This is a genomic window from Mesorhizobium amorphae (assembly GCF_014843845.1).
Lineage (GTDB): Bacteria > Pseudomonadota > Alphaproteobacteria > Rhizobiales > Rhizobiaceae > Mesorhizobium > Mesorhizobium amorphae_A.
Genome location: NZ_JHQS01000011.1, coordinates 145,132 through 169,368, shown reverse-complemented (window position 1 = coordinate 169,368; position 24,237 = coordinate 145,132). Strand labels below are relative to the sequence as shown.

Here is a 24,237-nt window from a genome sequence, read left to right as displayed (position 1 = left end):
TAGGCATAAGAAAAACCCGCGCCAGCCGTGCCAGCGCGGGTTCCCCAAATCAGAATTGCGAATGCTTGGGAAGCGCTGGTCTTAAGCGACAGCGCTTTCAAAAGCGTTCGGCGTGGTGTTCTTGAGGTATTCGAGCGCGACCTTGGCCTTGGCCACGAGAGCGGCGAACGCCTGCGGCTCGTGGATGGCCATGTCCGACAGGATCTTGCGGTCGATCTCGATGCCGGCCTTGTTGAGGCCGTCGATGAAGCGGCCATAGGTCAGGCCGTGCTCGTGGGTCGCGGCGTTGATGCGCTGGATCCACAGCGCGCGGAACGAGCGCTTGCGGTTCTTGCGGTCGCGATAGGCGTACTGCAGGGACTTTTCCACCGCCTGCTTGGCGATGCGGATGGTGTTCTTGCGGCGGCCGTAGAAACCCTTGGCGGCTTTCAGGACCTTCTTGTGCTTGGCGTGCGAGGTGACGCCTCTTTTTACGCGTGCCATGTCATGATCTCCTTAAAAGCAATTCCAGGAAAAGTGCTCAGCGGTTTTCCGTTCGGAATTGCGTAAAACTAATGCGTGTCCGGACCGAATGCCTTAGAGGCCGTTCGGCAGAAAATTCTTGATGACCTTCTTGCCATCCGGTTCAGCCAGAACCATCGTGCCGCGGGCATTTCGAATGAACTTGTTGGAACGCTTGATCATGCCGTGACGCTTGCCGGCCGCAGCCGACAGGACTTTACCCGTACCTGTGATCTTGAACCGCTTCTTGGCGGCCGATTTGGTCTTCATCTTGGGCATTTTGCTACTCCGTTTCTATGAGGTCCCTGTCGTGCCTTCGGCACTCCGCGCCTCTTGTTTTGTTCGCTTCGGGCCGACCAAAGCCCGAAAAGCAAATGAAACCGCCACGGCATGCCCTGCCGGGCGGTTTTCTTGGAACGGCGGTCCTATACGTCAAAGCAGGCTTGCGCGCAACACCCGCCGGGATGCGACGTTATGGCAGCCGGAACAGCACCGGCAATATGCCCGACTGCTGCGCGCCATCGATGGTTTCGAAGACGGGCAGCGCCACCAGGAACACCAGGCCGTCGAGCAAAGTGGTCAACAGCAGGCGCGGCTTGAAGCTGCCGGTATCGCCTTCCTCATAAAGCGAAAGCTTCGGCAGGAAGCGCGGCACCTTCGCCAGATAGGCCTGGTAAGGCGCGCCGAGAGCCTCCTTGAGGAATTTCTCCTCGCGCAGGATGACGATGTAGAAGGCGCCGGCGCAGAGCAGCCCAAAGCCGATCGTGGCTGTGATCGAGCCGATCTGTGCGCCGACGCCGGCGGCGGCGATGCTCGAGAAGACATAGAGTGGGTTGCGGGTGATCGAATAGGGTCCGCCGGTCACCACCTCGGCGGATTTGCGCCCGCCAATATAGAGCGTCGACCACAAGCGTCCGACGACGCCGAGGAAGATCAACAGCACGCCGAACATTTCGATGGACTCATGCACCGGGGTGTCTGGCGGAAAGGTCGACTGCCCGAACAGCAGCGCCGCGAACAGGACGACGACGAGCACCGCAAGCACCATCCGGCGCGTGTGCTGGTAGTTGCCCAGTCCATATTTGAAGTCCTCGGCAGGCTTCACTTCATTGACCATGTCGGAATCCGATCGTCGAGGGGTTCGGAGCAATCCTTGCTCCAGCCGGCAATCGCAGCGTTTGGACAAGAAAATAAGGCGTCCCGCCGATCGCCGGGACGCCCTGGGGTATGATTCAGGCGGATTTAAAGCGCGACGACCCACGCTGAACTGATCGTGATCAGCGGGGCGCCAGCACCATCATCATCTGGCGGCCTTCGAGCTTCGGTTCCGCTTCGACCTTGGCGATCGGCGCCACTTCCTCGCGGACCTTGTTCAGAAGCTGCATGCCGAGTTCCATATGCGCCATCTCGCGGCCACGGAAGCGCAGCGTCAGCTTGACCTTGTCGCCTTCCTCGAAGAAGCGCCGCACGGCCTTCATCTTGGTCTCGTAGTCGTGGCTGTCGATGTTCGGGCGCATCTTGATCTCCTTGATCTCGATGACCTTCTGGTTCTTGCGCGCCTCGGCCGCCTTCTTCTGGTTGGCGTATTTCAACTTGCCGAGATCGAGGATTTTTACGACGGGCGGTACCGCATTGGGCGATATCTCGACCAGATCGAGCCCGGCCTCTTCGGCGAGCAGCAATGCGTCGTTGATGGAAACGTCGCCGCGGTTCTGGCCTTCTGCGTCGATAAGCTGGACCCGGGGAACCCGGATGTCGCGGTTGGAGCGCGGCCCATCCTTGGTGGGCGCCGCTGCTTTGAAAGGTCTGCGAATGGTCGTGGTCTCCTTGAGCCGTTTCGTTCAGGGTTCTTCAGTTCGGATGTTCAGGACGCGCCAATGTGGTGAGCGCGCGGCGCAAGTCAATAGCACAGCCTTCTCAGGAAATCACCTGATCGCGAGCTTGCACCAAGCAAAGAAAGTTGCAGGCCGCTTTTCGTTGAACGCGTGGCTGTGCCAAAAGACCCGGCGTGAGGGAAAGCCATGACCGCCACTGCGCCTGAGTTTCTGGAAGTCGAGGGAACCGATATCGCCGTCAGACGCGCGCCGGGGGCTGCGCCCGGCGTCGTCTGGCTCGGCGGCTACAAATCCGACATGCTGGGCACCAAGGCCGAGACGCTGGCTGAGTGGACGGCAAAGGAAGGCCGCGCCTTCCTGCGCCACGACTATTCCGGCCATGGCGAATCGGGCGGCGCCTTTGCCGATGGCACCATCTCGAAATGGCTCGGACAAAGCCTCGCCGTCTTCCGTCGCTTCACCAAGGGCAAGCAGATCCTGGTCGGCTCCTCCATGGGCGCCTGGATCGCGTTGCGCATGATCCAGGAATTGCACAAGGCGGGTGACGACCGCATCGCCGGCCTGGTGCTGCTGGCCCCCGCGCCGGATTTCACCGCCGAGCTGGTCGAGCCAGTGCTGACTGAGGCGCAGAAGCGCGATCTCACTGAGAAGGGGTTCTTCGAGGAGCCGTCCGACTATTCGGCCGAGCCTTACATCTATACGCGCGCCTTGATCGAGGACGGCAGGAAGAACCTTGTCATGACCGGGCCGATCGACACCCATTGCCCGGTCCACATCCTGCAGGGCCTGGCCGATGCCGACGTGCCGTCGAGCCATGCGCTGAAGCTGGCCACCTTGCTGCCGGCCGATGACGTGACGCTATCGCTCATCCCCGATGGCGACCACCGCCTGTCCCGACCGCAGGATCTCGACATGCTGCTGCGGGCAGTGGGCGACATGGTGCGGCGAGCAGGGTAGGCCATGCGCATTTCCATCCCGATATCCGCCTTCGTCGCGGCAATCGTCGGCTTTGGCGGCACGCTGGCCGTGGTCATCGCCGCCGCCAAGGCGGTCGGCGCCACCCAGGTCGAGACCGCGAGCTGGGTCACCGCACTGTGCCTGGCGATGGCCATCGAGTGCCTGTGGCTGTCCTGGCGCACGAAAATGCCCGTCATCACCGCCTGGTCGACGCCGGGCCTGGCGCTGATCGCGGCATCGAGCGGCTTTACGGTAAATGATGCGGTGGGCGCCTTCATCGTCACCGCCATCCTGTTGATCGCCACCGGCCTGTTCAAGCCGCTGACCCAGCTGATCGCCAGGATACCGGCCTCGGTCGCTTCCGGCATGCTGGCCGGCATCCTCGTCAGCTTCGCCACCGGCGCGGTCAAGACCATTCCCGCCGACCCCTGGCTGATCCTGCCGCTGATCGGGGCATTTTTCGTCATCCGCCTGTTCAACCCGGCGCTGTCGGTTCTCGCGGTGCTGATCGGCGGCGGCTTCGCGGCCTTCCTCACCGGCCGCGTCGGCGGCCTGCCGACGCCGGAACTGTCGACCCTGACGCTGATTGCGCCACATTTCAGCACCGCATCGATCATCGGGCTGGCTCTGCCGCTCTACCTCGTCACCATGGCCTCGCAGAACCTGTCCGGCCTCGCCGTGCTGAGGGCCGCCGGTTACCATCCCGAGCCTGGCCCGCTGATCGGCGTCACCGGCCTGTTCTCGCTGCTGTCGGCGCCATTCGGCGCCTCGACCACCAATCTGGCGGCGATCTCGGCGGCGATCTGCACCGGGCCGGATGTCCACCCCGACCCGGCCGAGCGCTGGAAGACCGGTCCCTTCTATGCACTGGCTTATCTCATCTTTGCCATCTTCGGCGCCTCGCTGGTGGCGATCTTCGCTGTCCTGCCGCAGAGCCTGATCGTGCTGGTCGCCGGCCTGGCGCTGATGGCGCCTTTGGCCAACGCGCTGTCGATAGCCTTGAAGGAAGAGGGCGAGCGCATGGCCGCCACCGTCACCTTCGCCGTCACCGCTTCCGGGCTGACGCTGTTCGGCGTCGGCGCCGCATTCTGGGGCCTGGTTGCCGGCCTAGCCGTGCTTTTCCTCGAAATGCTCAAAAAGAAATAATCATTTCAGCCCTTTGTCCGGTTTTGGCCGGATCTGTCTTGAATAGCCGTTTTCCCCATCCCATTTCGATTCCACGCAGCCGATCTGGCTGTCTCCAACGGAAGGACTGGGAGAAAATGAACACGACTGCATTGATCCGCCCGGCCTGGACGCCGGCGACCATCGCGTTGATGGTGATCGGCTTCATGGTGTTCTGGCCGCTCGGCTTCGCCATGCTCGCCTACATCATCTGGGGCGACCGGCTCGACGGCTTCAAGCGCGACGTCAACCGCGCTACGGACGGCATCTTCGCCGGCTGCCGCCGCGGTTCCGACAAGGCCGCGCGCTGGGGCCACGGCTCCGCCCGCACCGGCAACGTCGCTTTCGACGACTGGCGCGAAAAGGAGCTTGAGCGCCTTGCCGAAGAGCGCCGCAAGCTCGACGAGATGCTGACCGAATTCGACGACTATGCTCGCGAACTGCGCCGCGCCAAGGACCAGGACGAGTTCGACCGGTTCATGGCGAACCGCAACAAGTCGACTGCTCCGACGACGACTGAGTCGAGCAAGTCGGCGACCACCAAGCGTGGCAAGGGTTCGAACCTGCTTGACGACTGAGGCCGCGCGACAGGTCTCGGCATGACAAACGGCGTCGCGCAAGCGGCGCCGTTTCTTTTTTGTTCTCTTTTCAGCTTCGCTCCACTGGCCGTTTTCCTCGAATCGCGTATCGTCCAGCCATGTCTTTCGGCTTCTTCCGCAACCTGACCAAGCCCAAGCCCTCGCCCGTCGTCGAGCGCGAGCATAGCGTCGCCGGCCGTACGCTGCCGCTCAAGATCGTCGAGAGCGCCAGGGCTCGCCGGCTGACGCTACGCATCGATTCCGGCGGTCAGGGCCTGCGCATCACCGTGCCGCCGGGCCTGCGGCGCGGCGAGGTCGAGAAATTCCTCGACCGTCACCAGGACTGGCTGGAGCAGCGGCTGGCCAAGGTGCCGACACGGCCGCAGGTGCGGCCCGGCATCAAGATCCCGGTGCGCGGCGTGGCGCACCGCATCGTCCATGAGCCTGCGAAACGCGGCACCGTCACCGTGTCGCGCGACGAGCGCGGCCCGCTGCTGATCGTGCATGGCGAGCGCGTGCACCTGCCGCGCCGCATCGCCGATTTCCTCAAGCGCGAGGCCAAGCGCGAGATCGAGCGTCTGGTGGCCAAGCACAGCGCGGCGATCGGCAAACGCGCCAAGGCGATCCGCTTCAAGGATACGTCGAGCCGCTGGGGCTCCTGCACCTCCGACGGCAATCTGTCCTTCTCCTGGCGCATCATGATGGCGCCCGCGCCGGTCATAAACTACCTGGTCGCGCATGAAGTGGCGCATCTCAAGGAGATGAACCACGGCCCGAAATTCTGGAAATTGTGCGAGCAACTGTGCCCCGACACCGAGCGCTGCAAGGACTGGCTTAAGCGCAATGGCGGCGCCCTGCAGGCGATCGTGTTCGACTAGGGCGTCCGGGTCGGCCTCGCCAGCCGCTCAATCGTCATTCGCCGCGTTCAACTCCTCCGGCCGCAAGCCCTCATCGCCCTGGCGCGGCCACGGCAGGAAATTCCGCTCGAAGGCGTCGCCGCCGAAATAGTCGAGCGCGCGGTGCGCCTCGGCGCCGTTGAAGGCTGCCTTGTCCATCAGATGCGCGATCACTTCGTGGGCCTGCGCGATCTTTTGCCTGAGTTGGGCAACGCTCTGGTCAGTCATGACTATCTGCTCCCGCCTGTGTTTCCCTAATTGAAAGGTAGTGCTTTCCGCCCCGGCGGCAAACAGCATGCTTTTTCTCGACTCTTATGCTGTTTCGTGCCAATCCCGCGCCATGGCGCTCGACATCAAGATATGCGGGTTGAAGACCGATGACGCATTGGCCGCGGCGCTCGCCGGCGGTGCCAGCCATGTCGGCTTCATCTTCTTCGCCAAGAGCCCGCGCTACGTCGCGCCCGAAGAAGCCGGGCGCCTGCGCCAGGTAGCAATCGGCAAGGCCAGCGCGGTCGCCGTGACGGTCGATGCAGGCGATGCGTTCCTGGATGAGATCGTCGAAAAAATGCACCCCGACATGCTGCAGCTTCACGGCTCGGAGACGCCTGAGCGGGTGGCCGGGGTCAAGGCCCGTTATGGCCTGCCGGTCATGAAGGCCCTGTCGGTCAGCGAGGCCGCGGATATCGAGCGGACAAAGCCCTTCATAGGCATCGCCGACCGCTTCCTGTTCGATGCCAAGCCGCCGAAAGGTTCGGAATTGCCGGGTGGCAACGGCATCGCCTTCGACTGGCGCATTCTGGCCGGCCTTGACGCCGGCGTCGATTACATGCTTTCCGGTGGGCTCAACGCCGCCAATATCGGCGATGCCCTCCAGCTTGCCAATCCGCCCGGAATAGACATTTCGTCGGGCGTGGAAAGCGCGCCGGGTGTCAAGGATCCGGCGCTGATCGAGCAATTTTTCCGGGCCGTCAGGGCCGCGCGCGACAACCGCGCCGCCTGAGCGTGCTCTAAACCAAAGCATGTCCCGGAAAAGTGGGAACCGGTTTTCCGCCAAGGACATGCTCAAGACCAGATGCAGGAGATCGGCGATGGACAAGCCGGCGACACCCAATTCCTTCCGCACCGGACCCGACGAGCAGGGCATGTTCGGCATCTTTGGCGGCCGTTTCGTCGCCGAGACGCTGATGCCGCTGATCCTCGACCTGGAGCGGCACTGGAACGAGGTCAAGAACGATCCCGATTTCAAAGCCGAGCTGCAGAACCTGTCGACCCACTATGCCGGGCGGCCGTCAAAACTTTATTTCGCCGAAGGCCTGACGAAACATCTCGGCGGCGCCAGGGTCTACTTCAAGCGCGAAGACCTGAACCACACCGGTTCGCACAAGATCAACAACTGCCTCGGCCAGATCCTGCTCGCCAAGCGCATGGGCAAGAAGCGCATCATCGCCGAGACCGGCGCCGGCCAGCATGGTGTCGCCTCGGCCACGGTCGCGGCCCGCTTCGGCTATCCGTGCGTCGTCTATATGGGCGCCACCGACGTCGCCCGCCAAAGCCCCAATGTCTTCCGCATGAAGCTGCTCGGCGCCGAAGTCAGGCCGGTGACCGCCGGCCACGGCACGCTGAAGGACGCCATGAACGAAGCGCTTCGTGATTGGGTGACCAATGTCGAGGACACCTATTACCTGATCGGCACCGCCGCCGGTCCGCATCCCTATCCGGAATTGGTCCGCGACTTCCAGTCGGTGATCGGTTCCGAAGCGCGCGCCCAGATCCTCGAACAGGAAGGCCGGCTGCCCGACACCATCATCGCCTGTGTTGGCGGAGGTTCGAACGCCATCGGCATGTTCCATCCCTTCCTCGACGACAGGCAGGTCCGCATCATCGGCATCGAAGCCGGCGGCCGCGGCCTCGACGGCATCGAGCATTGCGCCTCGATGAATGCCGGCGCGCCCGGCGTGCTGCATGGCAACCGCACCTATCTCCTGCAGAATGCCGACGGCCAGATCATGGACGGCCACTCCATCTCGGCCGGCCTCGACTATCCGGGCGTCGGCCCGGAGCATTCCTGGCTGCGCGACAGCGGCCGCGTCGAATATGTGCCGATCCTCGACGACGAGGCGCTGGAAGCGTTCCAGCTGACGACGCGCGTCGAAGGCATCATCCCGGCGCTGGAATCGGCCCATGCCATCGCGCATGCGGTCAAGATCGTGCCGGCCATGGACAAGGACCAGATCGTCATCGTCAACCTGTCCGGCCGCGGCGACAAGGACGTGCACACGGTGGCCTCGATGCTGGGCATGGAGATCTGATCATGACCACCCGCATCGACCGCCGCATGGCGAAACTGAATGCCGAAGGCCGCCCGGCTTTAGTCACCTATTTCATGAGCGGCGACCCGGACTATGTCACCGCTTTGTCGATCATGAGGGCCTTGCCCAAGGCGGGCGCCGACATCATCGAAATGGGCATGCCGTTTTCCGATCCGATGGCCGATGGCCCGGCGATCCAGGCGGCGGGCCTGCGCGCGCTGAAAGGCGGCCAGACGCTGGTCAAGACGCTGCAGATGGCGGCCGAGTTCCGCGCCGGCGACAATGAAACGCCGATCGTTTTGATGGGCTATTACAACCCGATCTACATCTACGGCGTCGACCGCTTCCTCAAGGACGCGATCGCCAGCGGCATCGACGGGCTGATCGTCGTCGACCTGCCGCCGGAGATGGACGAGGAGCTCTGCATCCCGGCGCTCAAGGCCGGGATCAACTTCATCCGCCTGGCGACGCCGACCACCGACGACAAGCGTCTGCCCAAGGTGCTGCAGAACACCTCCGGCTTCGTCTACTATGTCTCGATGACCGGCATCACCGGCTCGGCTTTGGCCGACACCGGCAAGGTGGCGGCGGCCGTCAGGCGCATCAAGGGCCATACCGACCTGCCGGTCTGCGTCGGCTTCGGCGTCAAGACCGCCGAGCAGGCGCGCATTATCGGTGCCAATGCCGACGGCGTCGTCGTCGGCACCGCGATCGTCAATGCGGTGGCCAGTGTACTCGGACCCAAGGGCGAAAAGACCGCCGATCCGGCCGAAGCGGTTGCCACTTTGGTCAGCGGGCTGTCGCAAGGCGTGCGCTCGGCCCGCCTTGCTGCCGCCGAATAATCTTCCTACCTCTTCGTCAGGACAGGAGCCGAAGCGATGAACTGGATCACCAATTACGTCCGCCCGAAAATCAATTCGATGCTCGGCCGTCGTACCGACATGCCCGAAAACCTCTGGATCAAGGATCCCGAGACCGGCGAGATGGTGTTCCACAAGGACCTGGAGCAGAACCAGTTCGTCATCCCGTCCTCCGGCCACCACATGAAGATCTCGGCCAAGGAGCGGCTGAAATATTTCTTCGACGACGGCAGATATGAGACGCTCGAAAACCCCAAGGTCGTGCAGGACCCGCTGAAGTTTAGGGACGAGAAGCGCTACACCGACCGGCTGAAGGACGCCAAGGCCAAGACCGGGCTGGAGGACGCCATCGTCAATGCGCTGGGCACCATCGATGGCCTGCCGGTGGTGGTCACGGTGCAGGATTTCGCCTTCATGGGCGGCTCGCTCGGCATGGCCGCCGGTGACGCCATCGTGCACGCCTTCGAGGTTGCCCTGCAGCGCAAGCGGCCGCTGATCCTGTTCGCTGCCTCCGGCGGCGCCCGCATGCAGGAAGGCATTCTCTCGCTGATGCAGTTGCCGCGCACCACGGTCGGTGTCGACCGGCTGAAGGAAGCCGGCCTTCCCTACATCGTCGTGCTCACCAACCCGACCACCGGCGGCGTCACCGCTTCCTACGCCATGCTGGGCGATGTCCACATCGCCGAGCCCGGCGCGCTGATCGGCTTTGCCGGCCCGCGCGTCATCGAGCAGACCATCCGCGAAAAACTGCCCGACGGCTTCCAGCGCGCCGAGTATCTGATGGAGCACGGCATGGTCGACATGGTGGTGTCGAGGCTCGAATTGCGCCAGACGATTTCGCGGCTGTTGAAGATGCTGCTCAAGATGCCGGAAGAGCAGAAGCCGCTGGAGCCGGAGATCCTGCCGCCGGCGCTTGCCCAGCCGGAAGCACGGCCGCAGGCCTGACGCGACATTCTTAGCCGCGAACCGCGATTGCGCGAGACTCCGCGCACGCTTAGGATTCTTTTATGACCACGCTTGCCGCCGACCGCGAAATCGAAGCCCTGATGGCGCTTCACCCGAAAGGCTTCGACCTTTCGCTCGACCGCATTTCGCGGCTGCTCGAACGGTTGGGCAACCCGCAGGACCGGCTGCCGCCGGTCATCCACATCGCCGGCACCAACGGCAAGGGCTCATGCGCAGCCTTCTCGCGGGCGCTGCTCGAAGCCGCCGGGCATCTGGTCCATGTGCACACTTCCCCGCATCTGGTGAACTGGCACGAGCGCTACCGTCTCGCGGCCGATGGCGGCGGCAGGCTGGTCGACGACGAGGTTTTCGCCGAGGCCATCGCCCGCGTCGCCAAGGCCAATGCAGGCAAGAAGATCACCGTCTTCGAGATCCTTACCGCCGTCACCTTCATCCTGTTTTCCGAACATCCTGCCGCCGCCGCCATCATCGAGGTCGGCCTCGGTGGCCGCTTCGACGCTACCAATGTCGTGGCCAGGCCGGCGGTGTCGGTGATCATGCCGGTCTCGCTCGACCACGAGGCCTATCTCGGCGACCGTGTCGAGCTGATCGCCGCCGAAAAGGCTGGCATCATCAAGCCCGGCTGCCCGGTTGTCATCGGCGCGCAGGAAACCGAAACGGCACTGCAGGTGCTGATCGAAACCGCCGAGCGGCTCGATTGCCCGACCTTCGTCTACGGCCAGGATTTCCTCGCCTACGAGGAAAACGGCCGCATGGTCTACCAGGACGAGGACGGCTTGATGGACCTGCCGCCGCCGCGCCTGCCGGGGCGTCACCAGTTCGCCAATGCCGCCGCGGCGATCGCCGCGGTCAAGGCGGCGGGCTTCGAGATCAGCCACCGCGCCGCCGAGAAGGCGATGACCAGTGTCGCCTGGCCGGGCCGCATGCAAAAGCTGGCGCAGGGCCGTCTGGCCGAGCTTGCGCCGAAGGGCGCCGACATCTGGCTCGACGGCGGACACAATCCCGGCGCCGGCATCGTCGTCGCCGAGGCGCTGGCCGAGCAGGAGGACAAGAACCCGCGGCCGCTGTTCCTGATCTCCGGCATGATCAACACCAAGGACCAGAGCGGCTATTTCCGCGCCTTCAAGGGCCTCGCCCGCCATGTCTACACGGTGCCGGTGAGCATGAGCGATGCCGGCGTGCCGAATGACGAGCTGGCCATCCGCGCCGTCGAGGCCGGCCTGTCGGCCGAGCCGGTCAGCTCCGTCGCCAGCGCCCTGATGCTGCTGCGCGACACATGGGACGGTCCGCCGCCGCGCATCCTGATCGGCGGTTCATTGTACCTAGCCGGCGCCGTGTTGGCCGAGAACGGCACGCCGCCAGCCTGAGCGCACGGCGACCACCGCAAGGAGCCAGTGATGATCAAGGTAAAGCAGCTCGCTCACGCCTGCATTTTCGCGCATGATCTGGAAGCGACGCGAAGCTTCTACCGGGACGTGCTTGGCATGGACACCCAGTTCAATTTCCTGCGCGACGGCACGGTTTTCGGCTTCTACCTCAATTGCGGCGGCCGCAGCCATGTCGAGGTGTTCCAGAAAGACGAGGCCAGCTACAGCGAGCTGAATCAGATCAACCATTTATGCCTTGAAGTGGAAAACATCGACGCGGCGATCGCCCACATCAGGTCAAAAGGCGTTGAGGTTACTGCCAAGAAACACGCCTGCGACGATACCTGGCAGGCCTGGATCCGCGACCCCAACGGCGTGAAGATAGAGCTGTTAGAATATACCGAAAAAAGCGCGCAATTCACCGGCGGCGATCGCATCGCCGACTGGTGATCGCTGGGCCGCGAGAGAGATTTACTTCAGCTCGATCTCGATGAAGGCGTATTCGCCCTCATTGGCGTTGATCACGTCGTGCTCGACGCCTTCCTTGCGGAAATAGGGCGCCCCCTTCTTCATCTCGGCGAAGGATTCGCCGTCCTTGGTCAACAACTTCACCTTGCCGTCCATCAGCGGCACGACGACATAGTCGTGGCCATGGCGGTGCCAGCCGGTGTTGTCGCCCGGCTGGAAGCGGTACTCGGTGACGATGACGCGCTCATTGTCGATGAAGACGGTGGCCTTGGCGGATCCGGTCATGGGGTTCTCCTGTCCTTTTCAAGCAGAAGACATGGAAGACCGTAGCGCGAGGGCCAGAGCACGTTGAGCGATGACGCCAAAGAAAAAGCCCGGCGCGATGGCCGGGCTTATCCTTCAAACACTTTGATTGGCTCAGGCGAGGTTGCCGTTGATCCAGTGCGACAGGGCGGTCTTCGGCGCGGCACCCACCTTGATGTCGGCGCGTTCGCCACCCTTGAAGATCATCAGCGTCGGGATCGAGCGAACACCGAACTGCGCCGCCAGTTCCGGGTTCTCGTCGATGTTCAGCTTGGCGATCTTGACCTTGCTGCCGAGTTCGGTGGCGATCTCTTCGAGCGCCGGCGCGATCATCTTGCACGGGCCACACCATTCGGCCCAGAAATCAACCACGACCGGCTCCTTGGCGTTGAGCACATCGGCCTCGAAATTGCTCTTGTCGACCTTGACGGTGGCCATGCGGAAATCCTTTCGAAAATTCGGTTGCACCAAATGTGGTGGTTGTCGCGCCCTTCTTCAAGCAGTTCTTGTGTCACGCTCCCGTGAGTCGAGCAAGGGCATCGTCCATGACCGCCGACGGCAGTTCGATCACGCGGGGAGCCTCGGTAAACAGCAGTGCTGCCGAGATCTCATGGCCGGGATAAAGCGGCTGAAGCAGCGCCCGATAGAGCGCGAGTTGCAGCACATAGGCCGGCGGCACCCCGGCAATCGTCGCCGGCGCCGGCCGGTTGGTCTTGTAGTCGACGATCGACACCCTGCCCGAAGTCACCGCCAGGCGGTCGATCTTGCCGGAGATGGAGCGTTTCCTGCCCTTCACCTCGAGGCTGCCCATGATCGAAACCTCGGCGCGCGATGACGAACCGAATAGCGGTGCGAAGCGCGGGCCGGCGAGGATCGAGAACACCGAGGCGAGCGCCCTGCCACGCTCGGCCGCGGGCCATTCGGCGCCGGCGCGCGCCAGATAACGCTCGGCCGCATCCCGGCGTTCGCTCTCCGCGATGCCGGGCAGCATTTGCAGCAGTTTGTGCAGCGCCAGCCCGCGCATAACAGCGAAACCGGGCTCCGCCTCCGCATCCAGCACCGGCGAGCGCGTGTCGGCCACCGTTTCCTTCCCCTCGTCGATCAGTGCCGAAGCGCCGGACGGCGACAGCGGCCGCGGCAGGTCCTCGTAAGGCGGCAGCGGCCGGAACAGGCTCTCGGGCAAGGGCGCGAACTGCTGCGTCGGCCTGTTCTCTCCACTCGCCGCAAGCGCCACCGACGGCAACTTGGTCATGTGATAGCGGTGTACGGGCTCGCCGGTGGCGGGATGCTTGCGCTCAGTGCTTTCCGGCGCGCCGACCAGCGCGCGGCTGACGATCGAATGCCAGGTGCCGGTGCTTGGCGCGCGCTTGCCGTGATAGCCGCAGACGATCAGCCGGTCCTCGGCGCGGGTCATGCCGACATAGAGCAGCCGGCGGTACTCGTCGTCGGCGAGTGCGCGCGCGCGGGCGGCTGCGGTCTTGGAAAAGCCGTTGGCGACGTCGCTGGCCGAGCGCCAGAGATAGCCCTTGCCGGCAAAATGCTCGCCCGAACTATTGAACGGCATCAGCCTCGGCAGATGCTGGTCGCTGAACGGCGCCGAGCCGCCATCGACCAGGAAGACAATTGGCGCCTCCAGGCCCTTGGCGGCGTGCACCGTCATGACGCGCACCTCGTCGCGGGTCTGGTCCATCTCGCGCTTGATCTCGGGGCCGGTGCTTTCCAGCGTCGCCAGGAAGGCTTCCAGACCGGGCAGGCCGGTCCGCTCCTCGGCGAGGCAGAAGCTCAGGAATTCGTCGATGATATCGCCGGCTTCCGGTCCGAGCCGCGCGATCATCCTCTTGCGCAGCCCGTCGCGGGCGAGTGCCGCGGCATAGAATTCGAACACCGGCTTGAACGCCGCTTCGTCCGACCAGGCATCGAGCCGGCTAACGATGGCGGCCAGCGCGGCGTCTTCGCCGGCGTGCTGTCTGAGCGATCCGATCAGCGACTTTCCCGATGGCCGCCCGCTTGCCAACGCAAAAAGCCGCTCCTCGGAAACGTCGAAGATCGGACTGCGCAGCACGGCGGCCAGCGACAGGTCGTCTTCCGGCTGGATCAGAAAATGCCCGAGCGCGATCAGGTCCTTGACCGCGATATGGCCTGGCAGGCTCAGTCGGTCGGCGCCGGCGACCGGGATCTGCCGGTTCTTCAGGCTGCGCGACAGCGCATGAACAAAGCGGTCGCGCTTGCGCACCAGCACCAGTATGTCGCCGGCCGTCAGCTTCCGTCCCTTGCCTTCGATGATCTCGCCGTCCCTGAGCCAGGCCTGGATGGTCGCCGCCACATGCTCGGCGACGCGCACCGCCGGCGCGCTGGCATGGTTGACCGGCAAGGTCCAGTCGTCGGGTTCCTCGACCGCATCGGCGCCGATCGACGGCCAGACCTCGACATAGCCCGGCGCATCGGTGCGGATCGCCTTGTGGTTCAGCGGGTCGGGGTCGTGGCTGATGCCGCGCCGCACGCCCGGTTCGGCGAAGACACGGTCGACGGCGGCCAGCACGTCGTCGGTCGAGCGGAACGACCAGGTCAGCTTGAGATCGGCAAACGAAGCGTCCGCGTCGCGCACGCGTCCGGCAAACAAAAGCCGGCTGTCGGCAAAGGAGTCCGGGGCGGCGCCCTGGAAGGAATAGATCGACTGCTTTTCGTCGCCGACGGCAAACACCGTCCGCTGCACGGTCTCGCGTTGGCCGAGCCCGGCAAAGAATTCTTCCGTCAGCCGCTTCACCACCTCCCACTGGTCGGGGCTGGTGTCCTGCGCCTCGTCGAGCAGGATGTGGTCGATGCCCTGGTCGAGCTTGTATTGCACCCAGGGCCCGGCGTCGGGTCGCGCCAGCAGGCTGACCGTGCGGGTGATGAGATCGTTGAAATCGAGGAAGCCGCGGCCGCGTTTCAGCTGCTCGTAGCGCGCGATCAGCCAGCCGGCGATCGTCAGCGCGGCACACGTGCCTTCCAGCATCCGGAATAGCGCCAACCTGTCCGAAACCTCGATTATGGCATTGACGGCCGCCAGATAGCGTTCTGGAAGGTCGGGCAGCCGGTCGAGCAGCGCCTTCTTGAACGCCTTCTGCGGATCGTAGGGGTCGCCGTCCGCTTTGAGGAAGGCCTTGCCGAGCATCTGCAGCCGGCGATTCGGATCCTTCTCGGCGAAGGCGGCACGCGCATAGGGCAGCAAATTGTTCAGCACCGTGCGGGCGTCGGTAGCCTCGGCAGCCTGGGCGAAGCCGGCAAAATAATCGGGCAGGAAGCCCGGCAGCGGCCAGACGGCGGCGGCTATGCCTTCGGCCGTTTCGCCGGCGCGGAACCGGAATTCGTCGAACAGCGGCTGGAAGCCCCGCCCGTCACGGCCAAGCGCGCCGATGAAGGCGCGTAGGCCATCGCGCTTGTGCACGATCTCGGCTAGCAGCGCGTCGAGACCGGCTTCGCCGCCGCGCTCCAGCACCGTGGCAAAAGCCTCTGCCAATCCAGCGTCGCCGGCGCTCGTGCCCGAGATCATGTCGCGGCGGGCGGTGGCGAAAAGCGACGCCTCCATCTGCGGGTCGAGCATTTCGAAATGCGCGGGAATGTTGGCTTCCAGCGGAAACTGGTGCAGCACCGATTCGCAGAAGGCGTGGATGGTCTGGATCTTCAGCCCGCCCGGCGTTTCCAGCGCCTCGGCGAACAGCCGCCGTGCCCGGCGCATCGTGTCGCGATCGGCCCGACGGCCGTCCAGCGCTTCGATCCGTGCCGCCAGTTCCGCGTCGCCGAGCGACGTCCATTCGGAAAGCGTCGAGAACACCCGGTTCGACATGTTGGCGGCGGCGGCGCGCGTATAGGTCAGGCAGAGGATCTTCGACGGGTCGGTGCCGCGCAACAGAAGCCGGATGACGCGCTGCGCCAGCACATGGGTCTTGCCGGAGCCGGCATTGGCCGAGACCCAGGCCGAATTCAGCGGATCGGAGGCGCGCGCCTGGCTGGCGGCGGTGTCGCTCGGGATCGGGTAGGCCTTCTTCATGCCTCCCCCGCCTCGTCGTCGCTGTCGCCGCCGGCCGACCATTCGAGCACGCGGGCGAGATGGTCGTAATCGCCGTCCGCCTCGCCCTCGCGGAAAGGCAGAGCGCGCGACAGATAGCCGGTCGTCGGGTCGGCATAGTGGAAGAGCAGCTTTTCCAGCCGCGCCCAGGCCTCTTCGGCGAGGTCGGCGGCGGTCCTCGGCTTGCGGTTGTATTCGAGGATCGATTCCTCGAACACATCGCCATTAGGCTTCAGCCTGACGAAGGCGAGCTGCGATGGCTCGCGGCCGCCAAGATCCCTGAAGGCGCCGCGCCTGAGCAGCGCGCCTTCCAGCGCCAGCTGCGGCGCCAACAGCGTGTGCGCCTGCGCTTTGGAGGGCGAGGAGCCGGTCTTGTAGTCGAGAATGTCGGCCATGCCGCCGGCCAGCAGGTCGACGCGGTCGGCATAGCCGGACAGCGTCACGCCGGTGCGGCCGACCGTGGTCTTTTCAGCCCGCTCCTCGGCATGGCGCCTTGCCACGGCCTCGGCGCGGCCGTGCTCCCATTCGATGATGTTGGCAGCAAGCTTTTCGAAGCGCGGCCACCACACCGCCTCGACATCGGGCGGCAGCGCCGCCTCGGCAAAGCAGATGCGGCCGGCTTCGATCAAGCCAGCGAGGGCGCCGGGCTCGCGCGGGTCCAGCACACGGCGCGAGAATAGATGCAGGATGGCGTGAAACAGCGTTCCGCGCTCGGCAGCACCCGGATCGCGGATCACCGGATCGAGCGGCATCAGGCCGAGGATCCTCCTGGCGTAGATCGCATAGGGGTCGCGGCGCAGCGTCTCGATCTCGGTGACCGAGAAGTGCTGCGGCCGGACGCCGACCGGCGGCCTCGGCTGCGGCCTTGGCGCAAAATCCTGTTTTTCGCCGGCGTCGAGCGCCCGTGCCCAGGCCAGCAATTCGTCGCCGCGGCGCAACGGCGCTGCCGCATGCTCCTTGCCGATGAAGGTGAGCAGGCGCTGCAGCCAGCGCGACGGCACCGCCGGTGCGTCGCCGGAACGGGCGGAGCGCGTCAGCACGACCTTTCTCGCCCCCATCGCCATCTGGAAATCATGCGCGGCTAGGCCGATGCGCCGTTCCGGCGGCTCGAGGTCGATGCCGGTCTTCATCAGCCGCGACATGAAGCGGTCGCTTTCCGGCTTGCGCGGCCACACGCCTTCATTGAGCCCGCCGATGACCAGCGTGTCGACGCTTTGCAAGCGTGCTTCCAGTGCGCCCCAGATGGCGATGCTGCGGTCGGTGCCTTGCGCCGGCTTGACCGTTTCCGGCGCGATCATCGCCTCCATCACGTCCGGCCATTCGACGGCCGCGAAGGAGAACGGCGCCGATGCCGCGACCAGGCCGCGCAACAGTTCGGCAAGCTTTTCGCCGGCGTCGCCGGCATAGAGGTCGACAAGGCTACCATCCACTGCCCGGCCGAGGTTTTCGAGCGCGATAATGCTCGCCCGCGTCAGCGCGGCGAGATCGGCATCGGCTTCGTCGCGAAAAGCGAGGAGCGGGGAGAGTGCCGCCACGAGGCGGGCAAGCACGTCCCGCGCATTATCGATGCCGCGTACCGTCAGGCGTGAGAACCAGAAGGGCGGTCGGCTGTCGCCAAGGCCCGAGAGCCGAGCCTCGAAAAGGTCTGCGAGCGTCGCCGCGTCGGGACGGCCGGTACCGCCGCGCAACGCCACCAGTTCGACGATCTCCGCCGCGTGGCGCACGCTTGTGCGTTCCAGGCTAAGGCTGAGCAGCGGGTGCTTGAGTAGCGACAACAGGCCAACCGGATCGCCGGGCCGGAACACGGCTTGCAGCGCCAGTCTCAGCAGGCTGGCGGCTGGCGTGTTGGCTAAAGGCGTGCCGCCGGAATCGTCGGCGATGACGCCGAAGCGCTTGAGCTCCGCCGACACGCGCCGCGCCAGCGCACGATCGCCGGTGACGAGGGCTGCGCGCTGGCCGGGCTGATCGACGGCGCGTTTGAGCGCCACCGCGATCGCCACCGCCTCATCGCGTTCGCTGCCGGCTTCCACCAAAATCACGTCGGCCAGGGCCTCGGCGATATCCCCGGCTTGGAAGGCAAGCCGTGTCTCGGTCCACAGTTCGGTGGTCTCGGCCGGCCGCAGCGCCTCGCCGACCAGGGCCGCGCGCAGCGCCAGCGGCCGGTCTGCGGCGGCGATCTCCTCGACATCGGCCCTGAGCACGCCGATGCCGCTGATCAGCTTGGCCAGGCCGTATTGCGGGTGGCCAAGCAGAGCCGGGCGCGCGCCGGGCGTCGAAAGTGCGGCGAAGGACGCCTCGTCCAGCCTGCTGCCGAGGCCGGGCAGCACGACGGCGCCATTGGGCAGGCCGGCGATCGCGGCCAGCAGTTCGGCCGTCGCCGGGATCGAGCCGGTCGAGCCGGCGGCGATCACCGGGCCGGCCGGTGGATTGCGTTTCAGCCGCGCCGCCTCCAGCCGGATCAGCGCGCTGCGATGCGCGGCCGGGTTCGAGCGATGCCGCTCGTCCAGCAGCTTCGGCCAGTTGTCGGTGACGATGCCGAGAAAATCCAGCGTCACCTGCCACCAGCCGGCGAGATTGCCGGTCACCAGACCTGCGAGCTTGGCCCAGTCCGTACCCTCGGTCTCGATCTCGTCCATCAGCCGGGCAAGGTCGCGCGCCAGCCAGATCGCATCGGCGGCCGAGGCCGGGATGACGATCTCCTCGTTGAAACGGGCAGCGACCGCCGCCGGCAGATGGCTCTTCCACAGCCGCACCAGCGGCGCCAGCAAGAGCAGGCGCTCCTGCGCCGCGATTGGCGGCGCCAGATCGATGGCCGAAGCTGCCTCGGCATCGAACGCGGCCTCGTCCTCGTCGAACTCGCCGAGCGGGCGCACCACCGGCAGGATCGCCGAGCGGCCGCCCAGATGGTCGACAAAGGCGCCGCGCAGCGCCCGTGCGGCACGGCGGGTCGGCACATAGATGGTGACGTCGGCCAGCGCCAGCGGGTCGCCGTCGAAGCGGAAACCGGGAACCAGCCGGCCGGCCAGCAGGGCCTCCGCCAGCGTCGGCAGAAACGGCGCTCCTGATGGGATCGAGAAGACGCGGCGCGAGCCGCTCATTGCGACTCGGTGAGGGCGCCGGCGACCGCCGCTTCCGCCAGCGGAATGGCATCGGGCGTGCCGACGGTGATCCAGTGCCCTCGCATCTGCATGCCGAACAGGCGGCCAGCGGCAATGGCCGTATCGAAATAGGCGTTGAGCGAGTGCGGCTTCGCCGGTGCGTCCTTGAAGATGCGCGGATGCATGATCGCCGCCCCGGCATAGATTACCCCGGCCGGATCGCCCTTCGAGCGCCGCAACGCGCCGTCCGGCGCCATCAGGAAATCCGTACCGACGCAGTGTCCGGTCGCTGAGTCGAGATCGGTAAGCATCAGCAGAATATCCATTCTCGAGGCGTCCCATGCAAGGGAAAGGCGCTCGAGGCTGGGCTGGCCGCTGTCGATCCAGAACGTGTCGGCGTTGATGATGTAAAAGGCATCCTTGCCCAGATCCGGCAACGCCTTGACGATGCCGCCGGCCGAGTCGAGTAGGGCAGCGCTCTCGTCGGAGATGACGATTTTCGGTGCCCGCCTGTCGGCGACATGGGCGACGATCTGCTCGGGAAGATAATGGACGTTGACGATAGCCGTCTCGACGCCGGCCATGGCCAGACTGTCCAGCCCCCAGTCGAGCAGCGTCTTGCCGGCGATTTTCACAAGCGGCTTCGGCATCGTGTCGGTGATCGGCCGCATGCGCTTGCCGAGCCCAGCGGCAAGCACCATCGCAGTCTTGGGGTTAGCGGTCACAGCGGTCGTTCTTCCAGCAGGCCATGGGCAACATAGAAGGCGTGTAACCCGGCGAGCGCCGGATGCGCCAGTGCCCGCCGCAGATAGTCGCGGATGCGCGGCAGGTGCTTGAGGTAGAATGGCTTGCCGTCGCGCTTCTCGAGCCGCACGAAAATGCCGAGGATCTTCGAATTGCGCTGCGCCGCCATGATGGCATAGGCCTCCTTGAACGCTGCTTCGTCGAACGCGCCGGCCGCGTGGCGCGCCACGACATACGCATCGACGGTTCGCTTCTCGATCTCGGGCGATATCGTGACGCGGGCATCCATGGCGAGCGAGGCAACGTCATAGGCGGCGGGCCCGATCAGCGCGTCCTGAATGTCGACGATGCCGAGGCGGTCGTGGCTGGAGCGCTCGCCGCGCCAGATGATGTTGGGCGAATGGAAGTCGCGCAGCATCAGCGTGTATTCGCTGGCCGCGAGCCGGTCGAGAACCGCGTTCCATTCCCGGGCGTAGCCGGCCCGCAAAGCATCGCTGGCCGGACCGCCGGTAACCATCGGCACATACCAGTCGACCAGCAGCTCGGCCTCGATCAGCATGGCTTCACGATCGAAAGGCGGCACGTCGTGGAAGATCCCGGGCGCTGCCTGCATCCGCTCGGGCCAGGCCTTGCCGTGCATCATCGCCAGCAGTTCGGCCGCCGCCGCGTAGCGCTCGGCCACCGGCTCGCCGTCGCTGCCCAGAAACCCTTCCGGGCCTAGATGCTCGAGCAGCAAAAAACCCTGGTCGAGATCCTCGGCATGGATTTCCGGCACGCAGACGCCGGCGGCCAGCAACGCCTTGTCGATGGCGACGAAGGCCGTAACGGATTGCGCGGAATGGGCGATCATGGCATAGGGCTTGCCGTCACGCACCGGCGGGCCCAGCACCAGCCGCGGCGAATTCATCAGCACGCGTGGCGGAAAGCCGGCGCGCGAGACGATCTCATAGGAGCGGGCCGAAGCGTCGCCGACGAAATGGCGGCGGCTCGCCTCATCCCATCCGGCCGAGTCGAGAAAATCGCGCATCGCCAGCGACCGCGCCGCGCGATCGAAGGCAGCACCTTGCCCCGATAGGCTTGCCCGACGGCCCTCGTCCTGATGAACGAGTTCGATCCAGAGCGTGCCTGCCGGCATCCGGGTTTCGGCCCGCTCCGGCCACTCGACCAGTGCTGCCCCTTGCGCCAGCGCGTCTTCGAAGCCGAGTTCGTCGAGCTCGGACGCCGAAGACAGACGGTAGAGATCGAAATGATGCACGGGCACGCGCGTGTCGTAGCTCTGCACCAGCGTGAAGGTTGGGCTCGGCACGTCGAGGGCCGTATCGTCGGCCAGCGCCCTGATCAGCGCCCGTGCCAGCGTCGACTTGCCGGCGCCGAGATCACCCTTCAGCGCCAGCACATCGCCGGGGCGCAGCGCCATGGCGAGATCCTCGCCGAGCCTTGCGGTCGCGGCCTCGTCGGCGAGAAAACGCTCCAGCCCTGCCATGAAGCGCGCTACTCGGCCGCGGCGCGAATGCCCGAAGGCGCGTCGGGGAAGGTGCAGATGACCGTGGTGCCGCTGTCTCTGCCGGTCTGGATGCGGACACTGCCGCCATGCAATTCGACGAAGCTCTTGACGATCGACAGGCCAAGCCCGGCGCCGCGCCGGCGTCCGCCATTGGTCCTCGGCTCGAAGCGGCGGAATACTGAATCGAGCACGTCCGGCGGCATGCCGGGGCCGTCGTCGTGGACGGAGAATTCCACACCCTCGGCCAGCTGCCGGCAGGCAAGCGTCACCGTGCTTGCCTCCGGCGCGTAGTTCGCGGCGTTGCTCAGGAGATTATAGAGGATCTGGCGGATGCGGGTTTCGTCGCCGTGGAAGCTTTTCGGCGCCGCCGCCGCATCGACTTTGAGCTTGATCGAATGCTCCTCCAGCCGCTCGGCGACCAGTTCGGATGCTGCCGCGATGGTCCGCTCGACGCTGACTTCGGAAATGTCGAGCTGCATGATGCCGGCGTCGACCGTCGCCAGGTCGAGTATGTCGTTGACGATGGTGAGCAGCACCGAAGAGGACGAGCCGACATGCTCGACATATTCGCGCTGCTTCGGCGTCAGCGGACCGGTCGCCGGCAGCGACAGAAGCTCGGTGAAGCCGATGATGTTGGTCAGTGGCGAGCGCAGCTCGTAGGAAACGTGCTGCACGAAATCGTTCTTCAGCTGGTCGGATTTCTCCAGCGCCTCGTTCTTGTCCTTCAGCGCCCGCTCGACATTGACGCTGTCGGTGACGTCGACGAAGGTCATCATCACCTGCCCGTTGGGCAAATGGATGACGGCATAGCGCAACACGGTGCCGTTGGTGAGTTCGGTCTGGCCATGGCGGTCGCGGCGCTCGTCGTCGAAGCCGGTGATTGCGGCGACGAACCCGCCCCACGGGCTGTCCGCGGCGCGCTGGTCGCAGAGGTCGCGGATCGCCTGGACATGGACGTTGGGCTTGACCACGTCCTGGCTCAGCCCCCACAGCGCGACGAAGGCCGGGTTGGAGAGGCGAAGCCGCCCGTCGGGTCCGAACACAGCAACACCTTCGGCAAGGTTGTCCAGCGTCTCGCCCTGGACCCGCACCGCCGTCTGGTAGCGGCTTTCGAGGTCCATCTTCTCGGTCAGGTTCTCGAATACCCAGGTCACGCCGCCCTTGGGCTGCGGGTTGGCGACCACGCGGATCGTCTTGCCGTCAGGCAGATGCCACCAGTGCTCCTGCGATTCGACCGCGCGGTAGGCGCTGAGCAGGCCCTCCTTCCAGCGCCGCCACTCGGGCTGCTCGGCGATCTTGCCTTCGCTGCGCAGCCGGTCGAGCAACAGGGCATTGTCCGGGGCGCTGTGCAGGAAGCCGCTGTCGAGATTCCACAGCTTCTGGAAGGCCTGGTTGAAGAAGCGCAGCTTCTCGTCGGTGTCGAAGATCGCAACCGCCGTATTGAGCTGGTCGAGCGTGTCGGCGTGGCTTCGGACCGTGCGCTCATATTCGCCGCGGATGGTTTCGGTGGCGCTGGTGTCGCAGGCAAGCCCGGCCGAGCCGTCGGTGCCGGCGAAATCGGTCACCGCGAACACACGACGGTCGCCCTCGATCACCGTCGACAGCGTCTGTTCGAAGACCAGGCGCGATTTGTGCTGTTCGGCGATCGTGTCGCGCGCCTGGCCGCCGAGGAATTCCTTGGCCTCGCGAACCGCGGTTTCGGCGTTCGGCGCCTCGACCGCTTCGGCATAGGCGCGGTTGACCCATTTCAGCCGCCCGTCGGCCGCGCGCAGCCATGCCGGCATCTTCAGTGCGTCGAGCAGGCCGAGCATGGTGTCGTAGTCGGCGCCGAGCCGCTGGTTCTCGATCTTGAGCCTTGCCTGGCTGCGCAGCGTTTCCGACAGCGAGACGAAACGCACCAGCACATGCGCCGCGCTCTTGCGGCCATAGACTTCGAGCGGCACGCCGGCCTGCGATTCGATGACGAGATCGAAGGCCTTTGCCTTTTCGCGCAAGGCGGTGATCGCGTGTTCGAGCGCCGCCGCCGAACGCGGCATCAGCCAGCGACCGAAGGCGAGGAAGGCTGCCCGGTCCTCGGGCGCGCCGCTCTCCACCGGCAAGGTTCCGAGAAGCTCGGGCTTCTTGTTCTCCGAGGCCCAGACGACCACGCGCTGGTCGCGCAGGTTGAGCAGCGCCTCGGAGCGCTGCAGCGCCGCGTTGACGTCTGCTATGCGGGTCCTGAGTTCGGCATTCTGCGCCGAGGTGCGGGCTCTTTCGCGGATCAGGAAGATCGCCGAGACGAGTGCCGCGCCCATGACGCCGGCAAACATGGCCATTTGCATGACCTCGACCGCGCTGACCCCCAGTCCGGCCTTTTGCGCGACGTCGGGTTCGGCATGCGCGGCAAACACAAGCAGCGGACCGGAAAGCACCGAGGTGGCAAGAAATGTCCCGATGCGGGCTCCGGCACGCGATGAAAGACGCCCGCCCGCAACGGCGGGGCCGGTCCTTGTCGAATCGTCATGGCCGCCGGAAACGGCCTGTCCCGCCTGACGCGGGTTTTCCCCCGGCATGTCTTGGTCCTCTTCGCCGCCTGAATGCAAGACCGCCCTGATGCGTGCGCCGTCCCTCGTCCCCGGACCGCGAATCACAACATAGCG

General features: G+C 65.4%; 22 protein-coding genes. 10 read left to right on the top strand and 12 right to left on the bottom strand.

Translation table 11 applies throughout. The features are described from left to right. Window positions 1-81: 81 nt before the first annotated feature. The 4 genes from rplT to infC form a co-directional block, all read right to left on the bottom strand. On the bottom strand, window positions 82-483 hold the full coding sequence (gene rplT / locus DH08_RS06075) for a 50S ribosomal protein L20 (protein WP_006201247.1): 402 nt from the start codon (window positions 481-483) through the stop codon (window positions 82-84). A 93-nt stretch (window positions 484-576) separates the two neighbouring features. Further along, window positions 577-780: a 50S ribosomal protein L35 gene (gene rpmI, locus DH08_RS06070; protein ID WP_006201248.1), complete on the bottom strand. Its 204-nt coding sequence runs from the start codon at window positions 778-780 to the stop codon at window positions 577-579. Between the two features lie 193 nt (window positions 781-973). Then, the gene (locus tag DH08_RS06065; RefSeq protein WP_192178354.1) at window positions 974-1,618 is read right to left on the bottom strand and encodes a methyltransferase family protein; all 645 of its coding nucleotides are present in this window, start codon (window positions 1,616-1,618) and stop codon (window positions 974-976) included. A 160-nt stretch (window positions 1,619-1,778) separates the two neighbouring features. Next, complete coding sequence (gene infC / locus DH08_RS06060; RefSeq protein ID WP_081482097.1) at window positions 1,779-2,315, bottom strand: translation initiation factor IF-3; 537 nt, start codon at window positions 2,313-2,315, stop codon at window positions 1,779-1,781. 207 nt (window positions 2,316-2,522) lie between these two features. Between infC and DH08_RS06055 the strand changes: the two genes are divergently transcribed. The 4 genes from DH08_RS06055 (at window position 2,523) to DH08_RS06040 (ending at window position 5,913) form a co-directional block, all read left to right on the top strand. Further along, entirely contained in the window at window positions 2,523-3,293 is a 771-nt protein-coding gene (locus DH08_RS06055; protein WP_192178353.1) for an alpha/beta hydrolase, read from the top strand. Between the two features lie 3 nt (window positions 3,294-3,296). Next, window positions 3,297-4,439, top strand: a complete 1,143-nt coding sequence (locus DH08_RS06050) for a benzoate/H(+) symporter BenE family transporter (protein ID WP_192178352.1) — start codon at window positions 3,297-3,299, stop codon at window positions 4,437-4,439. Window positions 4,440-4,555: 116 nt separating this feature from the next. Then, complete coding sequence (locus DH08_RS06045; RefSeq protein ID WP_192178351.1) at window positions 4,556-5,035, top strand: DUF2852 domain-containing protein; 480 nt, start codon at window positions 4,556-4,558, stop codon at window positions 5,033-5,035. A gap of 119 nt (window positions 5,036-5,154) precedes the next feature. Beyond that, complete coding sequence (locus DH08_RS06040; RefSeq protein ID WP_192178350.1) at window positions 5,155-5,913, top strand: M48 family metallopeptidase; 759 nt, start codon at window positions 5,155-5,157, stop codon at window positions 5,911-5,913. 27 nt (window positions 5,914-5,940) lie between these two features. Here DH08_RS06040 and DH08_RS06035 read toward each other — a convergent pair whose 3' ends face one another. Beyond that, window positions 5,941-6,228, bottom strand: a complete 288-nt coding sequence (locus DH08_RS06035; RefSeq protein WP_246800695.1) for a hypothetical protein — start codon at window positions 6,226-6,228, stop codon at window positions 5,941-5,943. Window positions 6,229-6,271: 43 nt separating this feature from the next. On the opposite strand from DH08_RS06035, the gene DH08_RS06030 reads away from it, so the two are divergent. The 6 genes from DH08_RS06030 to DH08_RS06005 all read left to right on the top strand — a co-directional run bounded on the left by DH08_RS06030 (window position 6,272) and on the right by DH08_RS06005 (window position 11,883). Beyond that, complete coding sequence (locus tag DH08_RS06030; protein ID WP_192178384.1) at window positions 6,272-6,931, top strand: phosphoribosylanthranilate isomerase; 660 nt, start codon at window positions 6,272-6,274, stop codon at window positions 6,929-6,931. Window positions 6,932-7,019: 88 nt separating this feature from the next. Further along, complete coding sequence (gene trpB, locus DH08_RS06025) at window positions 7,020-8,240, top strand: tryptophan synthase subunit beta (RefSeq protein ID WP_192178349.1); 1,221 nt, start codon at window positions 7,020-7,022, stop codon at window positions 8,238-8,240. Window positions 8,241-8,242: 2 nt separating this feature from the next. Then, on the top strand, window positions 8,243-9,082 hold the full coding sequence (trpA, locus tag DH08_RS06020; RefSeq protein WP_192178348.1) for a tryptophan synthase subunit alpha: 840 nt from the start codon (window positions 8,243-8,245) through the stop codon (window positions 9,080-9,082). A 36-nt stretch (window positions 9,083-9,118) separates the two neighbouring features. Further along, window positions 9,119-10,045, top strand: coding sequence for an acetyl-CoA carboxylase, carboxyltransferase subunit beta (gene accD / locus DH08_RS06015; RefSeq protein WP_192178347.1), 927 nt, complete (start codon window positions 9,119-9,121; stop codon window positions 10,043-10,045). Window positions 10,046-10,107: 62 nt separating this feature from the next. Next, complete coding sequence (locus DH08_RS06010) at window positions 10,108-11,433, top strand: bifunctional folylpolyglutamate synthase/dihydrofolate synthase (RefSeq protein WP_192178346.1); 1,326 nt, start codon at window positions 10,108-10,110, stop codon at window positions 11,431-11,433. Window positions 11,434-11,463: 30 nt separating this feature from the next. Beyond that, on the top strand, window positions 11,464-11,883 hold the full coding sequence (locus DH08_RS06005; protein ID WP_192178345.1) for a VOC family protein: 420 nt from the start codon (window positions 11,464-11,466) through the stop codon (window positions 11,881-11,883). Between the two features lie 21 nt (window positions 11,884-11,904). Here the strand turns inward: DH08_RS06005 and DH08_RS06000 are convergent, their stop codons facing one another. From DH08_RS06000 to DH08_RS05970, 7 genes are all read right to left on the bottom strand, one after another. Further along, on the bottom strand, window positions 11,905-12,186 hold the full coding sequence (locus DH08_RS06000) for a cupin domain-containing protein (RefSeq protein ID WP_140606681.1): 282 nt from the start codon (window positions 12,184-12,186) through the stop codon (window positions 11,905-11,907). A 132-nt stretch (window positions 12,187-12,318) separates the two neighbouring features. After that, window positions 12,319-12,642 carry a thioredoxin gene (gene trxA / locus DH08_RS05995; protein ID WP_006201263.1) on the bottom strand — a complete coding sequence of 108 codons (324 nt, stop codon included), beginning with the start codon at window positions 12,640-12,642 and terminating at the stop codon, window positions 12,319-12,321. Between the two features lie 73 nt (window positions 12,643-12,715). Continuing rightward, on the bottom strand, window positions 12,716-16,234 hold the full coding sequence (gene addA / locus DH08_RS05990) for a double-strand break repair helicase AddA (RefSeq protein ID WP_192178344.1): 3,519 nt from the start codon (window positions 16,232-16,234) through the stop codon (window positions 12,716-12,718). Further along, a complete protein-coding gene (gene addB / locus DH08_RS05985) occupies window positions 16,231-19,350 on the bottom strand; it encodes a double-strand break repair protein AddB (protein WP_192178343.1) in 3,120 nt (1,039 codons plus the stop codon). Before addB ends, addA begins: the two co-directional genes overlap by 4 nt. Continuing rightward, complete coding sequence (locus DH08_RS05980) at window positions 19,347-20,075, bottom strand: nucleotidyltransferase family protein (RefSeq protein WP_345892352.1); 729 nt, start codon at window positions 20,073-20,075, stop codon at window positions 19,347-19,349. The genes addB and DH08_RS05980 overlap by 4 nt, the downstream gene beginning before the upstream one ends. Further along, entirely contained in the window at window positions 20,072-21,577 is a 1,506-nt protein-coding gene (gene tsaE / locus DH08_RS05975; RefSeq protein WP_192178342.1) for a tRNA (adenosine(37)-N6)-threonylcarbamoyltransferase complex ATPase subunit type 1 TsaE, read from the bottom strand. The genes DH08_RS05980 and tsaE overlap by 4 nt, the downstream gene beginning before the upstream one ends. 8 nt (window positions 21,578-21,585) lie before the next feature. After that, window positions 21,586-24,150 carry a sensor histidine kinase gene (locus tag DH08_RS05970; RefSeq protein ID WP_192178341.1) on the bottom strand — a complete coding sequence of 855 codons (2,565 nt, stop codon included), beginning with the start codon at window positions 24,148-24,150 and terminating at the stop codon, window positions 21,586-21,588. Window positions 24,151-24,237: the final 87 nt, after the last annotated feature.